At 75.6% G+C, this 20,878-nt stretch carries 21 protein-coding genes; 15 read left to right on the plus strand and 6 right to left on the minus strand.

Annotated features, from left to right (window positions below):
* The first annotated feature begins 21 nt into the window (after positions 1–21).
* The 4 genes from ACI789_RS15935 to ACI789_RS15950 all read left to right on the plus strand — a co-directional run bounded on the left by ACI789_RS15935 (position 22) and on the right by ACI789_RS15950 (position 2,908).
* Positions 22–1,143 carry an XdhC family protein gene (locus ACI789_RS15935; RefSeq protein WP_457010348.1) on the plus strand — a complete coding sequence of 374 codons (1,122 nt, stop codon included), beginning with the start codon at positions 22–24 and terminating at the stop codon, positions 1,141–1,143.
* A 165-nt stretch (positions 1,144–1,308) separates the two neighbouring features.
* Entirely contained in the window at positions 1,309–1,575 is a 267-nt protein-coding gene (locus tag ACI789_RS15940; RefSeq protein ID WP_456920673.1) for a helix-turn-helix domain-containing protein, read from the plus strand.
* A complete protein-coding gene (locus tag ACI789_RS15945) occupies positions 1,572–2,264 on the plus strand; it encodes an ATP-dependent Clp protease proteolytic subunit (RefSeq protein ID WP_457010349.1) in 693 nt (230 codons plus the stop codon). Before ACI789_RS15940 ends, ACI789_RS15945 begins: the two co-directional genes overlap by 4 nt.
* 53 nt (positions 2,265–2,317) lie before the next feature.
* On the plus strand, positions 2,318–2,908 hold the full coding sequence (locus tag ACI789_RS15950; protein WP_457010350.1) for an MOSC domain-containing protein: 591 nt from the start codon (positions 2,318–2,320) through the stop codon (positions 2,906–2,908).
* Here ACI789_RS15950 and ACI789_RS15955 read toward each other — a convergent pair.
* From ACI789_RS15955 to ACI789_RS15965, 3 genes are all read right to left on the minus strand, one after another.
* On the minus strand, positions 2,862–3,797 hold the full coding sequence (locus ACI789_RS15955) for a vWA domain-containing protein (RefSeq protein WP_457010351.1): 936 nt from the start codon (positions 3,795–3,797) through the stop codon (positions 2,862–2,864). The genes ACI789_RS15950 and ACI789_RS15955 overlap by 47 nt on opposite strands.
* A gap of 143 nt (positions 3,798–3,940) precedes the next feature.
* Entirely contained in the window at positions 3,941–4,834 is an 894-nt protein-coding gene (locus tag ACI789_RS15960; RefSeq protein ID WP_456920669.1) for an AAA family ATPase, read from the minus strand.
* A gap of 144 nt (positions 4,835–4,978) precedes the next feature.
* Entirely contained in the window at positions 4,979–6,106 is a 1,128-nt protein-coding gene (locus ACI789_RS15965; protein WP_457010352.1) for an NDMA-dependent alcohol dehydrogenase, read from the minus strand.
* A 151-nt stretch (positions 6,107–6,257) separates the two neighbouring features.
* Between ACI789_RS15965 and ACI789_RS15970 the strand changes: the two genes are divergently transcribed.
* The 4 genes from ACI789_RS15970 to ACI789_RS15985 all read left to right on the plus strand — a co-directional run bounded on the left by ACI789_RS15970 (position 6,258) and on the right by ACI789_RS15985 (position 11,468).
* Positions 6,258–7,700 carry a bifunctional 3-(3-hydroxy-phenyl)propionate/3-hydroxycinnamic acid hydroxylase gene (locus ACI789_RS15970; protein ID WP_457010353.1) on the plus strand — a complete coding sequence of 481 codons (1,443 nt, stop codon included), beginning with the start codon at positions 6,258–6,260 and terminating at the stop codon, positions 7,698–7,700.
* A gap of 63 nt (positions 7,701–7,763) precedes the next feature.
* The gene (locus ACI789_RS15975) at positions 7,764–8,291 is read left to right on the plus strand and encodes a hypothetical protein (protein ID WP_457010354.1); all 528 of its coding nucleotides are present in this window, start codon (positions 7,764–7,766) and stop codon (positions 8,289–8,291) included.
* Between the two features lie 125 nt (positions 8,292–8,416).
* Positions 8,417–9,619 (plus strand): cysteine desulfurase-like protein, encoded by a 1,203-nt coding sequence (locus ACI789_RS15980; RefSeq protein WP_457010355.1) that lies wholly within the window; start codon positions 8,417–8,419, stop codon positions 9,617–9,619.
* 184 nt (positions 9,620–9,803) lie between these two features.
* Positions 9,804–11,468, plus strand: a complete 1,665-nt coding sequence (locus ACI789_RS15985) for a multicopper oxidase family protein (protein ID WP_457010356.1) — start codon at positions 9,804–9,806, stop codon at positions 11,466–11,468.
* A gap of 144 nt (positions 11,469–11,612) precedes the next feature.
* Here ACI789_RS15985 and mftR read toward each other — a convergent pair whose 3' ends face one another.
* On the minus strand, positions 11,613–12,206 hold the full coding sequence (gene mftR / locus ACI789_RS15990) for a mycofactocin system transcriptional regulator (RefSeq protein WP_457010357.1): 594 nt from the start codon (positions 12,204–12,206) through the stop codon (positions 11,613–11,615).
* 171 nt (positions 12,207–12,377) lie between these two features.
* On the opposite strand from mftR, the gene mftA reads away from it, so the two are divergent.
* The 5 genes from mftA (at position 12,378) to ACI789_RS16015 (ending at position 16,845) form a co-directional block, all read left to right on the plus strand.
* Positions 12,378–12,491: a mycofactocin precursor MftA gene (gene mftA, locus ACI789_RS15995; protein WP_456916595.1), complete on the plus strand. Its 114-nt coding sequence runs from the start codon at positions 12,378–12,380 to the stop codon at positions 12,489–12,491.
* Positions 12,492–12,568: 77 nt separating this feature from the next.
* On the plus strand, positions 12,569–12,856 hold the full coding sequence (mftB, locus tag ACI789_RS16000) for a mycofactocin biosynthesis chaperone MftB (RefSeq protein WP_456916594.1): 288 nt from the start codon (positions 12,569–12,571) through the stop codon (positions 12,854–12,856).
* The gene (gene mftC, locus ACI789_RS16005) at positions 12,853–14,085 is read left to right on the plus strand and encodes a mycofactocin radical SAM maturase (protein ID WP_457010358.1); all 1,233 of its coding nucleotides are present in this window, start codon (positions 12,853–12,855) and stop codon (positions 14,083–14,085) included. Before mftB ends, mftC begins: the two co-directional genes overlap by 4 nt.
* A 14-nt stretch (positions 14,086–14,099) precedes the next feature.
* Positions 14,100–15,968 (plus strand): mycofactocin system FadH/OYE family oxidoreductase 1, encoded by a 1,869-nt coding sequence (locus ACI789_RS16010; RefSeq protein WP_457010445.1) that lies wholly within the window; start codon positions 14,100–14,102, stop codon positions 15,966–15,968.
* Between the two features lie 55 nt (positions 15,969–16,023).
* On the plus strand, positions 16,024–16,845 hold the full coding sequence (locus ACI789_RS16015; RefSeq protein WP_457010359.1) for a mycofactocin-coupled SDR family oxidoreductase: 822 nt from the start codon (positions 16,024–16,026) through the stop codon (positions 16,843–16,845).
* Between the two features lie 219 nt (positions 16,846–17,064).
* Here the strand turns inward: ACI789_RS16015 and ACI789_RS16020 are convergent, their stop codons facing one another.
* Complete coding sequence (locus ACI789_RS16020; protein ID WP_457010360.1) at positions 17,065–17,547, minus strand: pyridoxamine 5'-phosphate oxidase family protein; 483 nt, start codon at positions 17,545–17,547, stop codon at positions 17,065–17,067.
* Between the two features lie 106 nt (positions 17,548–17,653).
* On the opposite strand from ACI789_RS16020, the gene ACI789_RS16025 reads away from it, so the two are divergent.
* On the plus strand, positions 17,654–18,475 hold the full coding sequence (locus tag ACI789_RS16025; RefSeq protein WP_457010361.1) for a mycofactocin-coupled SDR family oxidoreductase: 822 nt from the start codon (positions 17,654–17,656) through the stop codon (positions 18,473–18,475).
* A 1-nt stretch (position 18,476) separates the two neighbouring features.
* On the opposite strand, the gene ACI789_RS16030 is transcribed toward ACI789_RS16025, so the two are convergent.
* Entirely contained in the window at positions 18,477–18,854 is a 378-nt protein-coding gene (locus tag ACI789_RS16030) for a YchJ family protein (protein ID WP_457010362.1), read from the minus strand.
* Positions 18,855–18,895: 41 nt separating this feature from the next.
* On the opposite strand from ACI789_RS16030, the gene ACI789_RS16035 reads away from it, so the two are divergent.
* Positions 18,896–20,839, plus strand: coding sequence for a mycofactocin system FadH/OYE family oxidoreductase 2 (locus ACI789_RS16035; protein WP_457010363.1), 1,944 nt, complete (start codon positions 18,896–18,898; stop codon positions 20,837–20,839).
* Positions 20,840–20,878 lie beyond the last annotated feature (39 nt).

Below are 20,878 nucleotides of genomic sequence, written 5' to 3' on the forward strand. Positions count from 1 at the left end.
CCGCTGGGAGAAGAGGCAGCGATGCGTGACGTGCTCGACGACCTGGTCGGCTGGTGGCAGGCGGGCGAGACCGTCGGGATGGGGACGGTGGTCGCCACCTGGCGGTCGGCGCCGCGCCCGGCCGGTGCCTCGATGCTCGTCGGCCCCGACGGCACCGCCGTGGGCAGCGTCTCCGGCGGCTGCGTCGAGGGCGCGGTCTACGAGGAGGCCAAGGACGTCGCCGAGAACGGCGTCCCGACCCTCGAGCGGTACGGCGTCAGCGACGACGACGCCTTCGCCGTCGGGCTGACCTGCGGCGGGATCCTCGACGTGTTCGTCGAGCGGGTCTCCCGCGAGTCCTTCCCCGAGCTGGGCGAGATCAAGGAGTCGGTCGACCGGCACGAACCGGTCGCCGTGGTCACCTGCGTCGCCGGCCCCGAGGATCGCGTGGGGAAGCGGCTGGTCATCTGGCCCGACCGCAGCTCGGGCACGCTGGGCCTGCAGCGGCTGGACGACGCCGTCGCCGCCGACGCCCGCGGGATGCTCGCCGCCGGCCGCACCGGGCAGATGCACTTCGGGCACGACGGCGAGCGCCGGGGCGACGACCTCACGCTGTTCGTCAACTCCTTCGCCCCGCCGGCCCGCATGGTGGTGTTCGGCGCGATCGACTTCGCCGCGGCGGTCGCCCGGGTCGGCGCGTTCCTCGGCTACCGGGTCACCGTCTGCGACGCCCGCCCGGTGTTCGCGACGCCCAAGCGCTTCCCGGACGCCCACGAGGTGGTCGTGGAGTGGCCGCACCGGTACCTGCAGGCCGAGGTGGACGCCGGGCGCATCGACGAGCGCACCGTGCTGTGCGTGCTCACCCACGACCCGAAGTTCGACGTCCCGCTGCTGGAGGTCGCGCTGCGGCTGCCGGTGGCCTACGTCGGCGCCATGGGGTCGCGGCGGACGCACGAGGAGCGGCTCGCGCGGCTGGCCGACGCCGGCCTGGCCAAGGAGGAGCTGGCGCGGCTCTCCTCGCCGATCGGCCTGGACCTGGGCGCCCGCACCCCCGAGGAGACCGCCATCTCGATCGCGGCGGAGATCATCGCGGGGCGCTGGGGCGGTTCGGGGGAGCGGCTGACCGGCATCGAGGGCCCCATCCACCGGACCGCCGAGCGCTGAGGGCCGGCCGTTCCCGGGCCCGACCCCAGCCCGGCGTTGATCATGGGCTTGTTGCAGGCGACACGCGCCGCCACGCCGCGGCGACCGGCAACAAGCCCATGATCAACGGGGCGAGAGGCGGGGCGACGCTTCCCGGTATAGCGGAAGAGATATACCGTTGGTGCTATGCCGCCGCAGCGCCGCAGCCGCTTCCCGGGCCTCGAGGGGCTCGCGGACCGCCGGCGCGGCCTCATCGAGGAGCTCGTCCGGCTCCGCCAGGAGAGCGAGCTGAGCCAGACCGAGCTCGCCGCGCGCATGGGGACCTCGCAGTCCGCGGTCGCCCGGCTGGAGAGCGGTGAGCTCGACGCGCGGCTGTCCACGCTGGAGCGCTACGCGGCCGCGCTGGGCCGCACCGTCGACTGGCAGGTCCGACCGTCGGAGGAGTCCCCATGACCGTGCCCAGGAACACCTTCCCGCCCCTGCCCCCGCAGCCGCCGGAGCCGCCGCGCCCGCGGCACGACCCGTGGCACCCCGAGCCCCGTCCGGCCGCGCCCGGGCCGGTGTCGGCGTCGGCCTCCCTGGTCGTCGGCGGGCGGGACTGGCTGGCCGAGCGGCTGATCGAGCGGCGGGTGGTGGCCCTCGGTGGGCACCTGGACGCCGAGGCGGTCAACCAGGCCGTCGCCGAGCTGGCGCTGCTCGACGCGACCGGTGACGGACCGGTCCGGCTGCAGCTGTCCGGGGTCGGCGCGGACCTGGACGGCGCCCTGACCCTGGTCGACGCCCTCGACCTCGTGGGCGCCCCCGTGCACGCCACCTGCCTGGGCACCCTGACCGGGCCCGCGGTCGCCGTGCTGGCCGTGGCCGACCGCCGGCTGGTCGGCCGGCACGCGATGGTCCACCTGGCCGAGCCGCGGGCGCCGCGCGGCCTGCCCGGGTCCGACGTCGAGGCGTGGGCCGCCGAGTACGCCCGCCAGCTGCACCGGCTGCAGGAGCGGGTCGCCGACGCCTGCGGGCGCCCGGTCGAGGAGGTCGCCGCCGACATGCGTGCCGGCAAGCTGCTCGACGCCGCCGAGGCCCGCGCGTACGGGCTGGCCGACGAGGCGGAGCCGACCCCGCCGCCGGGCGCCGGGCCGATCCTCTGAGCGCCCTGCCGTACGAGTACGACGTCGAGGTCGTCGGCCTGCTCGCCTCGCCGGTGCACCGCTACGGCGGGCGGCCGGGTGCCGAGGTCCCCGACCAGGACGGCGACCGGCGCGGGTCGATCGAGGTGCGCGCCGGGATCGGTGTGGTCGGCGACCGCTACGCCGGCCGGCCCGCGCACCGCGACGCCCAGCTCACCGTGATCGCCGTCGAGGCGCTGGAGGCGCTGGCCGCCGAGCTCGGCGTGCCGCCGTTCGACCCGCTGCTGACCCGGCGCACCGTCGTCCTGCGGGGCGCGGAGGTGGAGGCGCTGCGCGGGCAGGAGTTCGCCCTCGACACCGGCGCCGGCCCGGTGCGGCTGCGGGGCGGGCGGCCGGCCAACCCGTGCGCCTGGATGGACGTCGTCCTCGCGCCGGGGGCCCACCGCGGGCTGCGGGGCCGCGGCGGGGTGCGCTGTGCGGCGCTGTCCGACGGCGTGGTGCGGCTCGGGGCCGCCGTCCTGACCTCCGCCGTCCCGCTGGACCCGGCCCGCGCGGGCGACGCCGTCCGGCCGGTCAGCGGAGTGCCACGGCGCGGAGAACGCGCCCCTCTCACTCCGCTCAGCCCAGGAGGGTCCGCACCGCGGCCGGGGCCTGCGTCGGCCTGAGCAGCGGCGCGACCCGGCCGTCACCGGCGGCGGCCAGGGCGGCGCAGTGGGCCACCGACTCGGGCTCCTCCGACAGGGAGAGCACGTGCAGGTGCGCCCCGGCGCGGGCCAGCGCCGCCGCGGCCGGGAGGGGGTCGGGGCTGTCGGTCGGCATCCCGTCGGAGAGCAGCAGCACGTCGCGGGCGGCGGCGCGGGAGCGGGCCAGCTGGGCGGCCGCGGTGCGCAGGCCCAGGTCGAGGTCGGTCGTGCCGCCGCCGTCGAGGTCGAACAGCCGGTCGATGACGGTGTCGGTGCGCGGGTCGGTGGACAGCGGCCGCAGCACGACCGCCTGCGACCAGAACGCGACCACGCCCAGCTCGTCACCGGCTCGCATCCGCTGGGCCAGCGCCGAGGCGGTGAGGACGGCGACGGCCAGCTCGTCGCCGGCCACCGAGCCGGAGGCGTCCACGAGCAGCACGCACGCCCGGCCGGTGGAGCGCCAGCCCCGCGTGTGCAGGTGCTCGGCCCGCCAGTGCGGCTCGGCGCCGCGGGCGGCGAGGGTGGCGTCCAGGTCGATGTCGCTGCCGGTCTCGTCGCGGCGGGTGACCACCCGGCGGGTGCCGGGGCGGTCGGGGACGCCGGCGCGCGGCGTCCCCACCGGCAGCCGGCAGGCCAGCGCCCGCGCGGCCGCGCGCAGCGCCGGGTCGAACGCCCGCCCCATGGCCGTCAGCAGCCGGTTGGCCGCGTCGGGGTCGCGCGCGGTGAGCTCGGCCATCGCCTCCTCGTCGAGCTCGCCCAGCTGCGGGGAGACCTGCTGGAACTCCGGGTGGGACCGGGCCAGCTCGTCGCGGCCGGCGCGGCGGGCCTGGTGCTGCTTGAGGAGCTGCTCGACGTCCTCGGCGTCCTCCACCGGCGCCGGCTGCGGGGGACGGCGTCCCGGGGGCTCGCGCAGCCCGCCGGCCCCCGGTGGCGGTGGGAGCGGCTCGGCCGGCGCGTCGGGCTCCCCGTCGGGCCCGCCCGCCTCCTCCGTCTGCTCGCCCGGCTCCTCGGGCGTCAGGCTTTTCCCAGCTCCTCACCCGCCCGGCGCCAGATGTCGGCGACGACGTCCTCCACCGGGCGCGCGGTGCCGTCGGCGAGGGTGACCTTGCCGGTCAGGGCGGCCAGTGCGGCGTCCAGCCCGGTGCCGTCCTCGACGCCCTCGTGCCCGCGGACGGTGGCCAGCTCCAGCGCGATGAGCACGGTGTCGATGGCGCCGCGGACCGAGGACCCGATGCGCAGCTCGGGGTGGTCGCGGGTGATCCGCACGGTGCGCACCGCCCGGGCCACCAGCTCGTCCGGCCCACCGGTGGCCGCGGCGACGACGGCGAGCTCGGCCTCCTCGTCCTGGTAGCCCATCGCCACCCGGCAGGAGCGGTCGTAGAGCGCCGGCGTGACCCGGGCGGTCCCCACCGCGTCGAACGGGTTCATCGCCGCGACCAGCCGGAACGTGGGGCGGGCGGTGACCCGGCCGAACCGGGGCACGTGCATCTCGCGCTCGGAGAGCACCCCGAGGAGGACGTTCATCGTCTCCTCGGGCACCCGGTTGAACTCCTCCACGTAGAGGATCGCGCCGTCGGTCATGGCCCGGGTGAGCGGGCCGGGCACGAAGTTCTCGGCGCGGTAGTCCTCGGTCAGCACCCGGGAGGCGTCGTGGTGGCCCACCAGCCGGGTCGGGGTCAGCTCGGCGTTGCCCTCGACCAGCACCAGCGGCACCCCGGCGCCGTCGGCGAGCGAGCGCAGCAGCGTCGTCTTGCCGGTGCCGGGCGGGCCCTCCAGCAGGACGTTGCGGCCGGCCGACAGGGCCGCCGCGACGACCTCGGCCTCACGGATGCGGGCGACCACCCGCTCGCGGGCGACCCGGACCATGCCGGTCACGTCGAGCCGCCGGGCGGCGGTGGCGGTGCTCACGGGAGTGCTCCTCTTGGCGTGGACGTGCGACGTGGCGTGGACGTGCGACCGGGGCGCCCCCGCAGGGAGCGCCCCGGCCGGCTGACGGCCCCGTCCCGGGTCCCACCCTGAGCCTGCGAAGGGTGGGGAGGACGGGGTCCTTCTTCAGTCGTGGATGATCACGCCGCGGATGTTCTTGCCGGCGTGCATGTCCTCGTAGCCCTGGTTGATCTCGTCGAGCTTGTAGCGGGTGGTGATCAGCTCGTCGAGCTTGAGCTTCCCCTCCTGGTAGAGCCGCAGCATCTTCAGCATGTCGGAGCTGGGGTTCTGGTCGCCGAACAGCGCGCCGCGGATCTCCTTGGTGAACAGCGCGAACATGCTGGGGTTGATCGGGATGCCCTTGTCGGTGAGGTCGCCGAGGCCGGTGATGACGACCCGACCGCCCTTGCCGATCGCCTCGAACGCCTGGGCGACGTGCTCGCCCTTCAGCACCCCGACGGTGACCAGCGCCTTGTCCGCGCCCTGCCCGTTGGTGACGCTGCGGCCGAAGTCGGCGGCCTCCTCGATGCTCGCGAAGGCGTGGGTGGCGCCGAGCTCCTGCGCCTTCTCGCGCTTGAACGGGATCGGGTCGACGGCGATCACGTGGCTGGCCCCGGCGTGCGCCGCACCCTGGACGGCGTTGATGCCGATGCCGCCGATGCCCATGACGATCACCGTGTCGCCGGCGCGCACCTCGCCGGCCTGCACCGCGGTGCCCCAGCCGGTACCGACACCGCAGCCGACGAGGCAGGCCACCTCCAGCGGGATGTCGTCGGGGATCTTCACCGTCGAGCGGACGTCGACGGTGGTCACCTCGGCGAAGGTGCCCAGGCCGCACATCTGGCCGACCGACGTGCCGTCGGAGGTCTGGAAGCGGAAGCTCTCCGCGTCGTCCCAGCGCGAGCCGACGAGCAGGTTGGCGCCGGAGTCGCAGATGTACTGCTGGCCGTTCGCGCAGTAGCGGCAGCGGCCGCACCCGGGCAGGAACGAGAAGACGACGTGGTCGCCCTCCTTGAAGCCCGGCGTGTTCGGGCCGACCGCCGTCACGACGCCCGCACCCTCGTGGCCGCCCAGCATCGGGTAGTGACCGACCGCCATGTCGCCGGTGGCGATGTGGTCGTCGGAGTGGCAGAGGCCGGAGGCCGCCACCTTGACCTGGAGTTCGCCGGTTCGCGGGTCGTCCGCCTGCAGCTCGACGACCTCCCACTGGCCGGGAGCGGAGCGCATGATCGCTCCACGGGTGTTCACGGGCACGTGTGACCTCCTCGTCGCCCTCAGCGCTGAGGGCCGCCTGCATGCTCGAGCGCATGACCGTGCTCGGACGTTATGGCGCGCGTCACACCCATGGGAAGGGAGCTGCAACGTTCTCGCTACCCCCGCTTCCGCAGGCTGGGAGAGTTGCGCCGTGTCGCTGGACCCGGTCGTCGTCGTCGGCGCCGGGCCGGTGGGGCTGACCGCGGCGCTGCTGCTGGCCCGCCGGGGCCTGGACGTGGTCGTCCTGGAGCGGCGACCGGCGCCGTACGGGGGTCCGCGGGCGGTCCACCTGGACGACGAGGCGCTGCGGGCGCTGGCCGACGCCGGGGTCGCCGAGGAGTTCCTGTCGCTGAGCCGGCCGATGAGCGGACTGCGGCTGCTCGACGGGCGCGGGCGCACGCTCGCGGAGTTCCGCCGCTCGGCCGCCGCCGGTGCGCACGGCTGGCCGCAGGGCTCGATGTTCCACCAGCCCGACCTGGAGCGGGTCCTCCTGGCCGCCGTCCGGCGGACCCCCGCCGTGGAGCTGCGCGTCGGGGCCGAGGTCACCGGGCTGGCCCAGGACGACGGCCGGGTGGTCCTGACCGTCCTCGGGCACGGGGGGCCCACGCCGCTGGCCGCCGCCGCGGTGCTCGGCTGCGACGGGGCCAACAGCACGGTCCGCCGGCTGGTCGGCGCCCGGATGCGCGACCTCGGCCCACCCGACCGCTGGCTGGTGGCCGACGTCTGCTCCGACGCGCCGCTGCCGGTCTGGCCGGGCGTGCACCAGGTCTGCGACCCGGACCGACCGGCCACCTTCATGCCGGTCGCCGGCGACCGCTACCGCTGGGAGTTCCGGCTGCGGCCGGGGGAGACCCGCGAGGCGCTCACCGCCGAGCTCCCGGCGCTGCTGGCCCCGTACGGCGCGGCCGGCGCCGAGGTGGTGCGCGTGGCCGAGTACGTCTACCGCGGGCAGGTGGCCGACCGGTGGCGCGACCGGCGGGTGCTGCTGGCCGGCGACGCCGCGCACCTCACCCCGCCGTTCATCGGGCAGGGGCTCGGGCTCGGGTTGCGCGACGTCCACCAGCTGGCCTGGAAGCTGGCCGGGGTGCTCACCGGGACCGCGGGGGAGGCGCTACTGGACACCCACCAGGCCGAGCGCGAGCCGCACGCGCGGGCGATGGTCCGGCTGGCGCTGCTCGTCGGCCGGCTGATGACCGGGGGAGGGCGCTCGGGTTCCGCCGTCCGCCGGGGGGTGCTAGCGCTGGTCGGCCGGCTGCCGGCGGTCGCGGCGTTCGCCACCGACAGCCGCACCCCGCCGCTGCGCCGCGGCCCGCTGGTGGCCCGCCGCGGACGCGCCGGACGGCGGCTGGCCGGGACGCTGCTGCCCCGCGCGCCGGTCCGTGCCGGCGGACGCACCTGCCCGGTGGACGACGTGCTCGGCGCGGGGACGGCCCGGCTGCGGCTGCTCGCCCCGGGCCGGCTGGCGGTACGGCCCCAGGGCGGTGCCGAGGTGCGGGTGGACGACGTCGACGGCATCCTCACCGGGTGGCTGCGCCGGGCCGGGGCCGCGATGGTCGTCGTCCGCCCCGACCGGGTCGTCGCGTCGGCCGGCTGACCTCGTGCACCCGACCGGGTGAGCGGCCGCGCCGGATGGTGACGCAGCGTCGAGCATGGCCGGGTGGGCAACTGGCTGCTGCGGGCTCCGTGGTGGGTCCTGTCCCTCGTCACCGGCGGCTTCTTCGGCGTCGCCATGGCGCTGTTCGGCGCGCTGACGCAGGGGGAGAGCTGGCCGGTCGCCGTCGTCGGCGGCGTCCTGGCCGGGGTGCTGTTCGGCGCCGTCATGGGCCCGCTGCTGGCCCGGCAGAACCGCCGGTTCCAGGAGAGCGTCGGGACGTCGTCGGCGGGTGACCTGCGGCGCGCCCGGCGGGTGGCGCGCGGTGGACCGGTGCCGGCCGATCCCGAGCAGCGGGCCCTGGCCCACCGGCTGGTCACGACACAACTCGGCGAGCTCCGTCGACGGCGGCGCTTCACGGTGACCGTCTTCTCGGTGTTCCTGGTGCTCGAGGCGGTCATGGCGGTGGTGAGCTCGCCCTGGTTCTGGCTGGCCGCCGCGTTCTTCGCGGCCATGCTCGCCCTGGTGCTGGTCCTCCCGCGCCGACTGGAGCGGCGGGCCGCGGAGCTGGCTCCTCCCGGCGGGGAGCACTGACCTCCGCGCGCTGTGTGCACGCAGCGTGGTCTCGGCGCGGTTCTGAGCACGTTTCGTGCACACCCGGCGGACCGTGCCGGCCGCCGGCGGGGCGGCCGGCAGCGGGACCTGGGCATGCTGTCGCGGTGCGCTACGACGTCGACGCCGTCCGTGCCCGCTTCCCGGCCCTGGCCGCCGGGACCGCCCACTTCGACGGCCCGGGCGGCTCGCAGGTCCCCGACTCGGTGGCCGCGGCGGTCGCCGCCACACTGACCTCGCCGATCGCCAACCGCGGGCGGGTGACCGAGGCCGAGCGCACCGCCGACGACGTCGTCCTGGCCGCGCGGCGCGCGGTCGCCGACCTGGTCGCCGGCGACCCCGGCGGCGTGGTGTTCGGCCGCAGCACGACGCAGCTGACCTACGACCTCTCCCGCACGCTGTCGGCCGGCTGGGGGCCGGGCGACGAGGTGGTCGTGACCCGGCTGGACCACGACGCCAACGTCCGGCCCTGGGTGCAGGTGGCGCAGGCCCGCGGCGCGACCGTCCGCTGGGCCGACTTCGACCCGGCCACCGGCGAGCTGACCCCCGATGCGGTGGCCGCGGTCCTCTCCGCCCACACCCGGCTGGTGGCGGTCACCGGTGCGTCCAACCTCCTCGGCACCCGGCCGGAGGTCGCGGCGATCACCACCCTCGCCCACGAGGCCGGGGCACTCACCTACGTCGACGGGGTGCACCTGACCGCGCACGCCGCGGTGGACGTCGCCGCGCTCGGCGCCGACCTCTACGCCTGCTCGCCGTACAAGTTCCTCGGCCCGCACTGCGGGTGCGTCGTCGCCCGCCCCGACCTGCTGGAGACGCTGCACCCGGACAAGCTGCTGCCCTCCACCGACGCCGTCCCCGAGCGGTTCGAACTGGGCACCCTGCCCTACGAGCTCCTGGCCGGCACCACCGCGGCGGTCGACTTCCTCGCGGCGCTCGGCGGCCCCGAGGGCGACCGGCGCGCCCGGCTCGAGGCGGGGATGGCCGCGGTGGAGCAGCACGAGGACCGGCTGCGGGAGCGCATCGAGGACGGCGTGCGTGACCTGCCCGGTGTCACGCTCTGGTCCCGCGCGGCCCGGCGCACGCCGACGTTGCTGATGACCTTCACCGGCCGGGACGCCGCCGAGGCCTACCGGTTCCTCGCCGCGCGCGGGGTCAACGCCCCGGCCGGCTCCTTCTACGCGATCGAGGCCTCCCGCCGGCTCGGCCTCGGCGACACCGGCGGCCTGCGGGTCGGGCTGGCGCCCTACAACGACGACGCCGACGTCGACCGGCTGCTGGCCGGGCTGGGGGAGTGGGTCGCCACCTGAGCTGCGGAGACGGGGTGCGCCCCGGACCCGGCCACCACGCTGCGTGAGGACGCGACGGGGCCCCTCCCGGATCCCCCCAGGACAGGGCGGTGGACCAGCCCCACCTCACGGGTGACGTTGCGGCATGCAACCAGCGGAGTCTCCTCCCGCTCACCGCCCGCGGGGGACATCGGAAGGAGACACCGTGCCCAGCAACCTCTCTCGCCGCGACGCACTGAAGGTCGGTGCCTTCGGCGCCACCGCGCTGACCCTGCCGTTCATCCCCGTGCTCAGTGCCAAGTCCGTGTCGCAGTTGGCCGCCAGCAAGCTGCCCAAGCCCTACTCGCTGCCGTTCAGGACCCCGCCGGTCGCGCAGTCGCGGTCGAACCCCGCCTACCCGGGTGCGGCGTTCTACCGGATGGAGCAGCGACTGCTGACCCCGGAGATCATCCCGGGCTTCACGACGCCGATCTTCGGCTACTTCGACACCATCGGCGGCGCCGGCGGCACGCCCGGGCCGACGATCCGCGTGCAGCAGGGCCAGACCGTCGTCGTCCGGCAGGCCAACAAGCTTCCGGAGACCCACCCCGCGCTGAAGTACCGCGACTGGACCTCCACCCACCTGCACGGCTCGCCTTCGCGGCCGCAGTACGACGGCTACGCCAGCGACATGACGCAGCCGGGGGAGTGGAAGGACTACGTCTACGAGAACCGGATGAGCGCCCGCACGCTCTGGTACCACGACCACGGCGTGCACCACACGGCGGAGAACGCCTACATGGGCCTGGCCGCGATGTACATCAGCACCGACCCGGTCGAACGGGCGCTCCCGCTGCCCAAGGGCGAGTTCGACGTCCCGCTCGTGCTCGGCGACAAGGCGTTCACCTCCACCGGCGCGCTGCTCTTCGACGACAACAGCCACTCGTCGACGTTCGGTGACGTCATCCTCGTCAACGGCGTCCCCTGGCCGAACATGCAGGTCAAGCGCCGCAAGTACCGGTTCCGGCTGCTCAACGCCTCGGTCTCCCGCGGCTTCAAGCTGGCGCTGAGCGACGGCTCGCCGCTGACCGTCATCGGCACCGACGGCGGTCTGATGCCGGCTCCGCAGACGGTGCCGGACTTCCGCATCGGCATGGCGGAGCGGTACGAGGTGGTCATCGACTTCGCGAAGTACGAGAAGGGCGCGAAGGTCCAGCTGAAGAACCTGGGCGTGCCCAACGCCACGGACTACGACAACACCGACAAGGTCATGCAGTTCGAGGTGCTCGACGACACCGGGCCGACGACGGACAACGCCATCCCCAGCGTGCTCGACCCCACCGCGGCCCGCGGCGTGATGAGCCTCGAGACGCAGGGCGCGGTCAAGCGGACGATGCGCCTCGAGCGGAGCAACGGGGAGTGGCAGGTCGGCGGCGTCACCTGGAAGGACATCGAGGACTCCGGCTTCACGCTCGAGTTCGCCACCCCGCAGCCCGGGTCGACCGAGCTGTGGACCATCGAGAACAGGTCCGGTGGCTGGTTCCACCCGCTGCACATCCACCTCGTGGACTTCCAGGTCGTCGCCCGCAACGGCGCGCCGCCCCCGGCGCACGAGCGGGGCCCCAAGGACGTCGTCTACGCCGGGGAGAACGAGAAGGTCGACGTCCTCATGCGGTTCCACCCCGCGAACGACCCGAACTCGCACGACCCCGAGAGCCGGCCGGAGGAGCTCACCTACCCGGCCGACCACGGGCGGTACATGGTCCACTGCCACAACCTCACCCACGAGGACCACGACATGATGACCCAGTTCTGCGTGGGCGAGGACTCGGCCGACGTCGACCCGATCAACGCCGCGAAGGCTTCGAAGGACGCCGAACCGGACGACTGAGAAAGGACCCCCTTGCCCCCGCCCTTCGCAGGCTCGGGGCGGGACCCTGCAAGGGGGCCACCGTGCAGGGCCGGGCGGCTCCGGCTCCGGTGCGCCGGGGCCGGGGCCGTTCCACGTGGAACGGCCCGCCCGGGACGGGGCCTCTCAGGTGGTGCGCAGGGTGGGGAAGCCGGCGGCGAGCTGGTGGAACGCGGCGTGCAGGTCGTCGGCGAGCGTCGTCGTGCCGTCGGCGAGCCACACCTCGAACGCCGTCGTCGCAGCTGCCCGGGTGGTGGTCGCGACCAACCGCGGGAGGAGCGCGTCGGGACCGTCCCCGGTGCGCCGCGCCACGTGCAGGGCCACCACCCGGTCCACGTCGGCGTAGCGGACCTGGGAGTGCGCCTGCAGCGCCGGCTCGCGCAGGATCAGCGCCATCCGCTGGCGCAGCATCGGCAGGTCAGCCGCGGAGTAGTCGTTGACCTCGACGTAGGCGGCGCAGATCGAGGACAGCACCGGCAGGCCCGGGTCCGCGGCGGCGAGCAGCGCGTCCAGCCGCTCGACGTGCGAGGTGAAGTCGCCCCAGACGGCGTCGGCCTTGGTCGCGAAGCAGCGGAAGAAGGTGCGCCGGCTGGTCCCGGCCGCGTCGGCGATCTCGTCGGCGGTGACCTGCTCGAAGCCCTTCCGGCTGAACAGGTCGAGGGCGGCCTGCTCGATGCGGGCACGGGTCTCCGCCCGGACGTCCCCCACCACCGCGGTCACGGGTACATCTTGCGGCACGCGACCCGCCGTCCGGCCCCGTCGGCGCTGCACAGGGGGCAGGTCGTGCCCCGTCCGGGTCAGGCGCGCAGCACCCGACCCCCGGTGTTGCCCGTGGCACTGGGTGTCACTAACGTCCTCCCCACTTCGTAACCCGGATCACAGGGAGGTCCCATGCCCGAGACCACCGACACCCAGGTCGCCGAGGCGCCCGCCGCCGAGGAGACGCTGGTCGAGGAGTCGCTCGTCGAGGAGGTCTCCATCGACGGCATGTGCGGGGTGTACTGATCGACGCCCCCGTCGCGGCGCCGGTGCCACGCTCTGGTGACGCCGGCGCCGCACTCCTGCCGGGTCCCGGTCTCCCCGTGTCCACCCCTGACTTCGACCCGTCGCTGCCCTGGCGGCGGGCCCGCTCGGTGGCGCTGCGCCCCGAGCCGTTCGGCGCGCTGGTCTACCACTTCGGCAACCGGAAGCTGTCCTTCCTCAAGTCGAAGACGCTGGTCACCGTCGTGGAGACGCTCGCCGACCACCCCACCGCCGAGGCCACGCTCGTGGCGTGCGGGGTCCCCGAGGCCCAGCGCGCCGCCTACGTGAAGGCGCTGGCCGACCTGGCACGTTCACAGATGATCGAAGTACGGGAGAGCGCCGAATGACCGCCGTCCTGCCGCCCCGCACGCCCGCCCCGGAACGCCCGACCGGCGGACGGCTGATCGACCAGTTCGAGTACGGGCTGGACGCGCCGATCTGCCTGACCTGGGAGCTGACCTACGCCTGCAACCTGGCGTGCGCGCACTGCCTGTCCTCGTCGGGACGGCGGGACCCTCGGGAGCTGACCACCGCCGAGGCCGAGGCGGTCATCGACGAGCTGCAGCGGATGCAGGTGTTCTACGTCAACGTCGGCGGCGGCGAGCCCACCGTGCGGCCGGACTTCTGGCACCTGCTCGACTACGCCATCGGCCACGACGTCGGCGTCAAGTTCTCCACCAACGGCGTCAAGCTGGACAAGACCCGGGCCGCGCAGCTCGCCCGCACCGACTACGTCGACGTCCAGATCTCCCTCGACGGTGCGACCGCCGAGGTCAACGACCGCGTCCGCGGCACCGGCTCGTACGCCACCGCCGTCCGCGCGCTGGAGAACCTGGCCGAGGCCGGGATGAAGGACTTCAAGGTCTCCGTCGTCGTCACCCGGGAGAACGTCTCCCAGCTCGACGAGTTCAAGGCGCTCACCGACCGCTACGGCGCCCAGCTGCGGATCACCCGGCTGCGCCCGTCGGGCCGCGGCGCCGACGTCTGGGACCAGCTGCACCCCACCCAGGAGCAGCAGCGCGAGCTGTACTCGTGGCTGCTGGCCAACGGCGACAACGTGCTGACCGGTGACTCGTTCTTCCACCTGAGCGCCTACGGTCAGGCCCTGCCCGGGCTGAACCTGTGCGGCGCCGGCCGGGTGGTCTGCCTGATCGACCCGGTGGGCGACGTCTACGCCTGCCCGTTCGCCATCCACGAGAACTTCCTCGCCGGCAACGTCCGCGACGAGGGCGGCTTCCAGCGCGTGTGGCAGCAGAGCGACCTGTTCGCCGAGCTGCGCAGCCCGCAGACCGGCGGCGCGTGCACCAAGTGCGCCCACTTCGACGTCTGCCGGGGCGGCTGCATGGCGGCCAAGTTCTTCACCGGTCTGCCGCTGGACGGCCCCGACCCCGAGTGCGTGCAGGGCTACGGCGAGAGCGCGCTCGCGTCCCGCGACGCGGGCACGGTCATGCCGAGGTCGCACATCGACCACTCGCACACCGGCCCGGTGCGCGGCCAGCCCACGCTGCTGGGCATCCCGTCGATCCCCGCGAAGATCTGCGACGAGTCGCCGCTGGCCGGGCTCGACCTGCGCTGAGGCTCCTCGAGCCGCTGGTCCTGGCGGGCCGGACGGCGCCCTCGCGGGTGCTGTTCGGCCCGCACGTGACCAACCTCGGTCGCGGACGGGCGCTGTCGGAGCGGCACGTCGCCTACTACGCCCGCCGAGCCGAGGGCGGCTGCGGGATCGTCGTCACCGAGACCGCGTCGGTGCACGACAGCGACTGGCCCTACGAGCGCGCGCCGCTGGCCGCCGGGTGCGGTCCCGGGTGGGCCGCCGTCGTCGCCGCCTGCCGGCCGTCGGGCGCGCTCGTGCTGGCCGGGCTCGGGCACACCGGCGGGCAGGGCACCTCCGCGTACTCGGGGACGGCGCTGTGGGCGCCGTCGCCGGTGCCCGACGTCGTCGGCCGCGAGGTCCCGGCGGAGATGGAGTCCGACGAGATCGCCGCCCTCGTCGCCGGCTTCGCCGCGGCGGCCCGCACCGCCGTCGCAGCCGACGTCGACGGCGTGGAGGTCGACGCCGGGCCGCGGTCGCTGCTGCGCCAGTTCGCCTCGGGGCTGACCAACACCCGCGCCGACGCCCACGGCACCGACCGGCTGCGACTGCTGCGCGAGGTGCTGGCCGCCGTCCGCAGCGAGCTGGGGGCCGGCCGGGTGCTCGCACTGCGGCTGTCCTGCGACGAGGAGGCCCCCTGGGCGGGCATCACGCCGGAGACCGCCGCCGGGCACGTCGCCGACCTCGCGCCGCTGGTCGACCTGCTCGTCGTCGTCCGGGGCAGCGGATTGGCGCTGTCGTCCTACCGCCCCGACGGACACGTGCGGCCCGGGTTCAACGCCGGGCTCACCCGCGGGCTGCGGGCGGCCGCCGGCGGGACGCCGGTCGTGCTGCAGGGCTCGGTCGTCGACGTCGAGGACGCCGAGGCCGCGCTCGCCGACGGCACCGCCGACGCCGTCGAGATGACCCGCGCGCAGATCGCCGATGCCGCCCTGGTCGCCAAGGCCCGCGCGGGCACCCCGGTCCGCCCCTGCACCCTGTGCAACCAGGCCTGCCGGGTGCGCGACGTCCGCAACCCGCTGGTCAGCTGCGTGGTCGACCCCCGCAGCGGCCACGAGACGGAGGACCCCGACCCCGAGGGCAGAAACGGCCATTCCCCTCCAGGCCGGGCCGTCGTGGCCGGCGGGGGGCCGGCGGGACTGGAGGCGGCGCGGGTGCTGGCCGCGGCAGGGGCCGCGGTGCGGCTGGTCGAGCGCGGCCACCGGCTCGGCGGCGCGCTGCCGCTGGTGGCGGCGCTGCCCGGCCGGCAGCGCTTCGCCGACCTCGCCGCCTGGCTCGCCGGCGAGGTCGAGCGGCTGGGCGTGCGCGTGGAGCTGGGCGTGGAGGCGGCGGCGGCCGACGTCGTCGCCACGGGTGCCCGGGCGGCGGCCACGGGCCCCGGCGCGGTGACCGCCGCGGACGTCCTCGCCGGTGCCGACCTGCCCCCCGGTCCGGTCGTGGTGCACGACCCCGCTGGCGGTCCGGTGGGCGCGGGCGTGGCCGAGCTGCTCGCCGGCGCCGGGCGGGAGGTCACTGTGGTGACGCCCGACGAGGTGGTCGGCGTGCGGCTGGCCGAGGACCTCGCCCCGGCCAACACCCGGCTGCTGCGGGCCGGCGTCCACCGGCGCACCGGGGTGGTGCTCCGCGGCGTGCCCGACGGGGAGGCGGTGCTCGCCGACCGGTGGACCGGCGCGGAGAGCCGCATCCCGTGCGCGGTCCTCGTCGAGGCCGGCCCCGGCGACGTTCCCGCCGGGCACGCCGGGCACGGCGGCCTCGCGGACGAGGGCCTCGTCGCCGGGGACGCCGTCGCGCCGCGCACCGTGCTCGAGGCCGTTCTCGAGGGCCGGCGCGCGGCGCTGGCGTGGCTGGGCCGGTGTCGGCGGCCCTGAGCTCTGCCTAGGTTGTGGCCCACGTCGCCACGCTGCGGACCACGAGGGAGCGGACATGGGCAAGCTCGACGGCAAGGTCGCGTTCATCACCGGAGCGGCGCGGGGGCAGGGCCGCTCGCACGCCGTCCGGCTGGCCCAGGAGGGCGCCGACGTCATCGCCGTCGACCTGTGTGCGCAGCTGGACACGATCGCCTACCCCATGGCCACCCCCGACGACCTGGCGGAGACGGTGCGGGCGGTGGAGGCCCTGGACCGGCGCATCGTCGCCCGCCAGGCCGACGTCCGGGACGTGGCGGCGCTCCGGTCGGTGGTCGAGGACGGCGTCGCCGAGCTCGGCCGGGTCGACATCGTGCTGGCCAACGCCGGCATCTCCGCCGCGGGCAGCCCCGAGAGCGACCCCTCCCGCACGTGGGACGACGTCATCGGGGTCAACCTGACCGGCGTCTGGAACACCGTGCACGTGGCCGCGCCCCGGATGATCGAGCAGGGCGAGGGCGGCTCGATCGTGCTGACCAGCTCCACCCAGGGGCTCACCGGGCGCGGCGGGGACGGCAGCGGCGCGGTCACCGCGTACGCGGCCGCCAAGCACGGCGTCGTCGGCCTGATGCGCAGCTTCGCCCACTGGCTGGCGCCGCACCGGATCCGGGTCAACAGCGTGCACCCGACCGGGGCGGCCACCCCGATGGTGGAGAACGAGGTGCTGCAGTCGTGGCTCGCCGCGAACGAGGAGTCCGCCGGGATGCTGGCCAACCTCATGCCCGTCGAGCTCATCGAGGCCGTGGACGTCAGCAACGCCATCGCCTGGCTGGTCAGCGACGAGGGCCGCTACGTGACCGGCGTGACGCTGCCCGTCGACGCGGGCTTCACCGTCCGGTAGCGGCCGCGCCCGGCCGACGCTCAGCCGGCCGGCCTGAGGCCCTCCCCCGGCAGGAGGTCGGGTAGCAGGTCGGCCAGCGTGAGCGCGGCGAGGAACACGACCAGGACGGCGACGGCGAACACGGGGACCTCCAGCGGGACGGTGCTCCACCGTCCCGCCGCGCCCTGGGGACCGGCCCCGCGCCGCCTGGGAGTCGCCTGTGGGCGGGCAGCCGACGGGCTACTGCAGGTCGACCTTGTCGCTCTCGCCGGCGTCGATGCGCTGCCCGGTCGCCTTGGCCTTGACGAAGCTGAACGCGGTGGCGAGCCGGCCGCCCGGGGTGTCCCAGTACTCGGCCGAGTCGGCGTCGACCCGCACCAGCACGGTCGAGGGGTCCTCGGGACCCTGCGGCAGCCACGCCTCGACCCCGCTGTTCCACAGCTCCTTCTTCGTGGCGACGTCGTCGACGACCGACGCGTGCCCGGTCAGCGACACCCACGTACCGCCGGAGCCGACGCCGACGTTCACCTGCGGCGAGGCGGCGATGTGGGCGAGCCAGTCGGTGCCCCGCTCGGCGAAGAACCACAGGTCGCCGTCGAACTCCACCTCCTGCAGGGTCATCGGGCGGCTGGTGAGCTTGCCGCCGGGCTCGGTGGTGGTGAGGAAGCCGAAGCGCTCCCCCTTGAGCAGGCCCGCGACCTTGCGGGTGTCGTCGGTGGTCATGACCGGGCAGTGCCCAACCCGGTCGCCCGCAAAGCATCGCCACCGTTGTCCCGGGCACCCGGCGGCCCCTAGGTTGTGGCCCCATCCCGAGCCGGAGGGGGCGGGCATGGGCAAGCTCGACGGCAAGGTCGCGTTCATCACCGGAGCGGCGCGGGGGCAGGGCCGCTCGCACGCCGTCCGGCTGGCCCAGGAGGGCGCCGACGTCATCGCCGTCGACCTGTGCCGGCAGATCGACACCGTGCCCTACCCCATGGCCACGCCGGAGGACCTCGACCGGACGGTCGCCGAGGTGGAGGCCCTCGACCGCCGCATCGTGGCCCGCCAGGCCGACGTCCGCAGCCTCGCGGCCATGGAGGACGCCGTCCGCGCCGGGGTCGCCGAGCTCGGCCGGCTGGACATCGTGCTGGCCAACGCCGGGATCGCGCCCATGGGCGACGAGGACGAGGCCGCCCGCGCCTGGCAGGACGTGATCGACGTGAACCTCACCGGGGTCTGGAACACCCTCCGGGCCACCGCCCCGGTCCTCGTGGAGCAGGGGCAGGGCGGCGCCATCGTGCTGACCAGCTCGACGGCCGGCCTCAAGGGGATCGGCGGCGACGCCGGCGGCGCGCAGGGCTATGCCGCCGCCAAGCACGGCGTCGTCGGCCTGATGCGCGTCTTCGCGAACACGCTCGGCCCGCACGGGATCCGGGTGAACTCGGTGCACCCGACCGGCGTGAAGACCCCCATGATCATCAACGAGTTCATGCAGCGGTGGCTCTCGGAGCGGCCGACGCCGGCGCAGGCCGCGGGGCTGAGCAACCTGCTCCCGGTCGACGCCATCGAGCCGGTCGACGTCAGCAACGCGATCGTCTGGCTGGTCAGCGACGACGCCCGGTACGTCACCGGCGTGACGCTGCCGGTCGACGCCGGCTTCACCGTCCGATGAGTCAGAGGGCGTCGAGGTAGCGCCAGGCGCCGCCGTCCCGGACGAACCGGCTGACCTCGTGCTGGCTGCCGGTCTCGCCGGCGTGCCGGTACCAGGCCCGGAACTCCACGGTGCCCTCGTCGGCGAACACCCCGCCGCCGGTGGTGGCGAGCACGTCGAGCCCGGTCCAGCGGACCGCCGGGTCGGGCTCCAGCGACCGCGGCCGGGTCGTCGGGTGCCAGGTCGCGAGCAGGTAGGCGGGGTCGCCGACGGCGAAGGCGCTGTACCGCGAGCGCATGAGCTGCTCGGCGGTGGCCGCCGTCGCGGCGCCGGCGTGCAGCCGCCCGCAGCACTCGTCGTAGGGGAGCCCCGTTCCGCAGGGGCAGCGTCGGGCTGCCATGGGCGCAGTCTCTAGGGTCGCCCCGGCGGAGGAGGTGGGCGGTGCGGTACGAACGGCTGGCCTCGCCCTTGCGGGTCGGCCCGGTCACCCTGCCCAACCGGGTCGTCTTCCCGGCCCACCTGACGAACTTCGCCGTCGACGGGCTCCCCACCGCCCGGCACGCGGCCTACTACGCGGCCCGTGCCGCCGGCGGTGCCGGGCTGGTCATCACCGAGGAGTCCACGGTCGACCCGGCCGACCGGCCCTACGAGAAGCTGGTCCGGGGGTACGACGACGCGGTCGCGCCCGGCTGGCGGCTGGTCACCGACGCCGTCCACGCGCACGGCGTCCCGGTGTTCGCCCAGCTCAACCACAACGGCGGTCAGTCGGACGCCACGCACACCCGGGCGCCGGTCCTCGCGCCCTCGCCGGTGCCCGACCCGCTGTTCCGGGAAGTGCCGCGGGAGGCGTCGGCCGCCGACCTCGCCCGGCTGGTCAGCGGCTACGCCGACGTCGCGGCCCGCTGCGCCGCCGCCGGCTTCGACGGCGTGGAGGTGCAGGCGTCGCAGTCCTCGCTGGTCCGCCAGTTCCTGTCCCCGGCGACCAACCGGCGCACCGACGGCTACGGCGGCCCCCTGGAGAACCGCGCCCGCTTCCTCGTCGAGGTGCTGACCGCCGTGCGGGAGGCGGTCGGGCCGGGCCGGGCCGTGGGCGTCCGGCTGGCCGGCGGGGAGGGCGTGGACGGCGGGACGACGCTCGCCGACGCCGCGGCCACCGCGCGCCTGGTCGCCGCCGCGGGGCTGGTCGACGCCGTGAGCACCACCGTGGGCGTCGCGACGGCGACCCTCGAGCAGGTCGTCCCGCCGATGACCACCGAGCCGGGCTACGCGCGGTACGTCTCCGCGGCGATCCGGGCGGCCGTGCGGGCGGTGTCCGACGTCCCGATGATCGGAGTCGGCCGGTTCCTCACCCCCGCGCAGGCCGAGCAGGCCCTCGCCGACGGCGACTGCGACCTGGTCGGGGTCGCCCGCGGGCAGATCGCCGACCCCGGGTGGGCCGGCAGGGCGTGCACCGGGCGGGCGGCGGAGATCCGCCGGTGCCTGGGCTGCAACCAGGAGTGCGTCGGTCGGGTCGGCACCAACCGGCCCCTGGGCTGCGTGACCAACCCCCGGGCCGGCCGGGAGGCGCCGCTGCCGGTCCCGGTCCGCCGGCGCCGGGTGCTCGTCGTCGGCGGGGGTCCGGCCGGGCTGCGGGCGGCCGCCACCGCCGCGCAGCGCGGGCACGCGGTCACCCTGCTGGAGCAGGCACCGGCGACCGGCGGAGCGGTCCGCGTCGCGGCGTCCGCCCCCGGCCGCGACGGGCTGCGACCGCTCGTCGACGACCTGGCCGCCGAGTGCGCCCGGGCCGGGGTCGACGTCCGGACCGGGACGCGGGCCACCGCCGACGGCGTCCGCGCGCACGCTCCCGACGTCGTCGTCCTCGCCACCGGGGCGCGGCCGGCCCGGCCCGCGTGGGCGGGGGACAGCGCCCGGGTGGTCGACGTCCGCGACGTGCTGACCGGCGCGGCGTCGCCGACCGGCCACGTCCTCGTCGTCGACGACCTGGGCGCCGCCGCGGGGCCGTCGGTCGCCGAACTGCTCGCCGGCCGGGGCTGCGCGGTCGAGGTCGTGACCGCGGCGATGGTGGTCGGGCAGGACCTCGGGCTCACCCTCGACCGGCCGCGGTGGCAGCGGCGGGCCGCGGAGCTGGGCATCCGGCAGAGCACCGACCTGCTGGTGCAGGCCGTCGAGGGGCGGGCGGTGCGGCTGCTGCACCACCCGACCGGCGCGGTGCGGGAGCGCGCGGTCGACTGGGTGGTGGTCGCGACGCACGCCCGGGCCGACGACGAGCTGTGGCGGGCGCTGCGCGGCAGCGGGCTGGAGGTGCACCGGGCCGGCGACTGCCTGGCCCCGCGGCGGGCGTCGGCGGCGACCCTGGACGGCGACCGGGTCGGCGCGTCGATCTGAGCGGAGGAGATCCGTGCGGGTGACGCGGACGGATCTCCT

Source organism: Geodermatophilus sp. SYSU D00965, assembly GCF_054050075.1.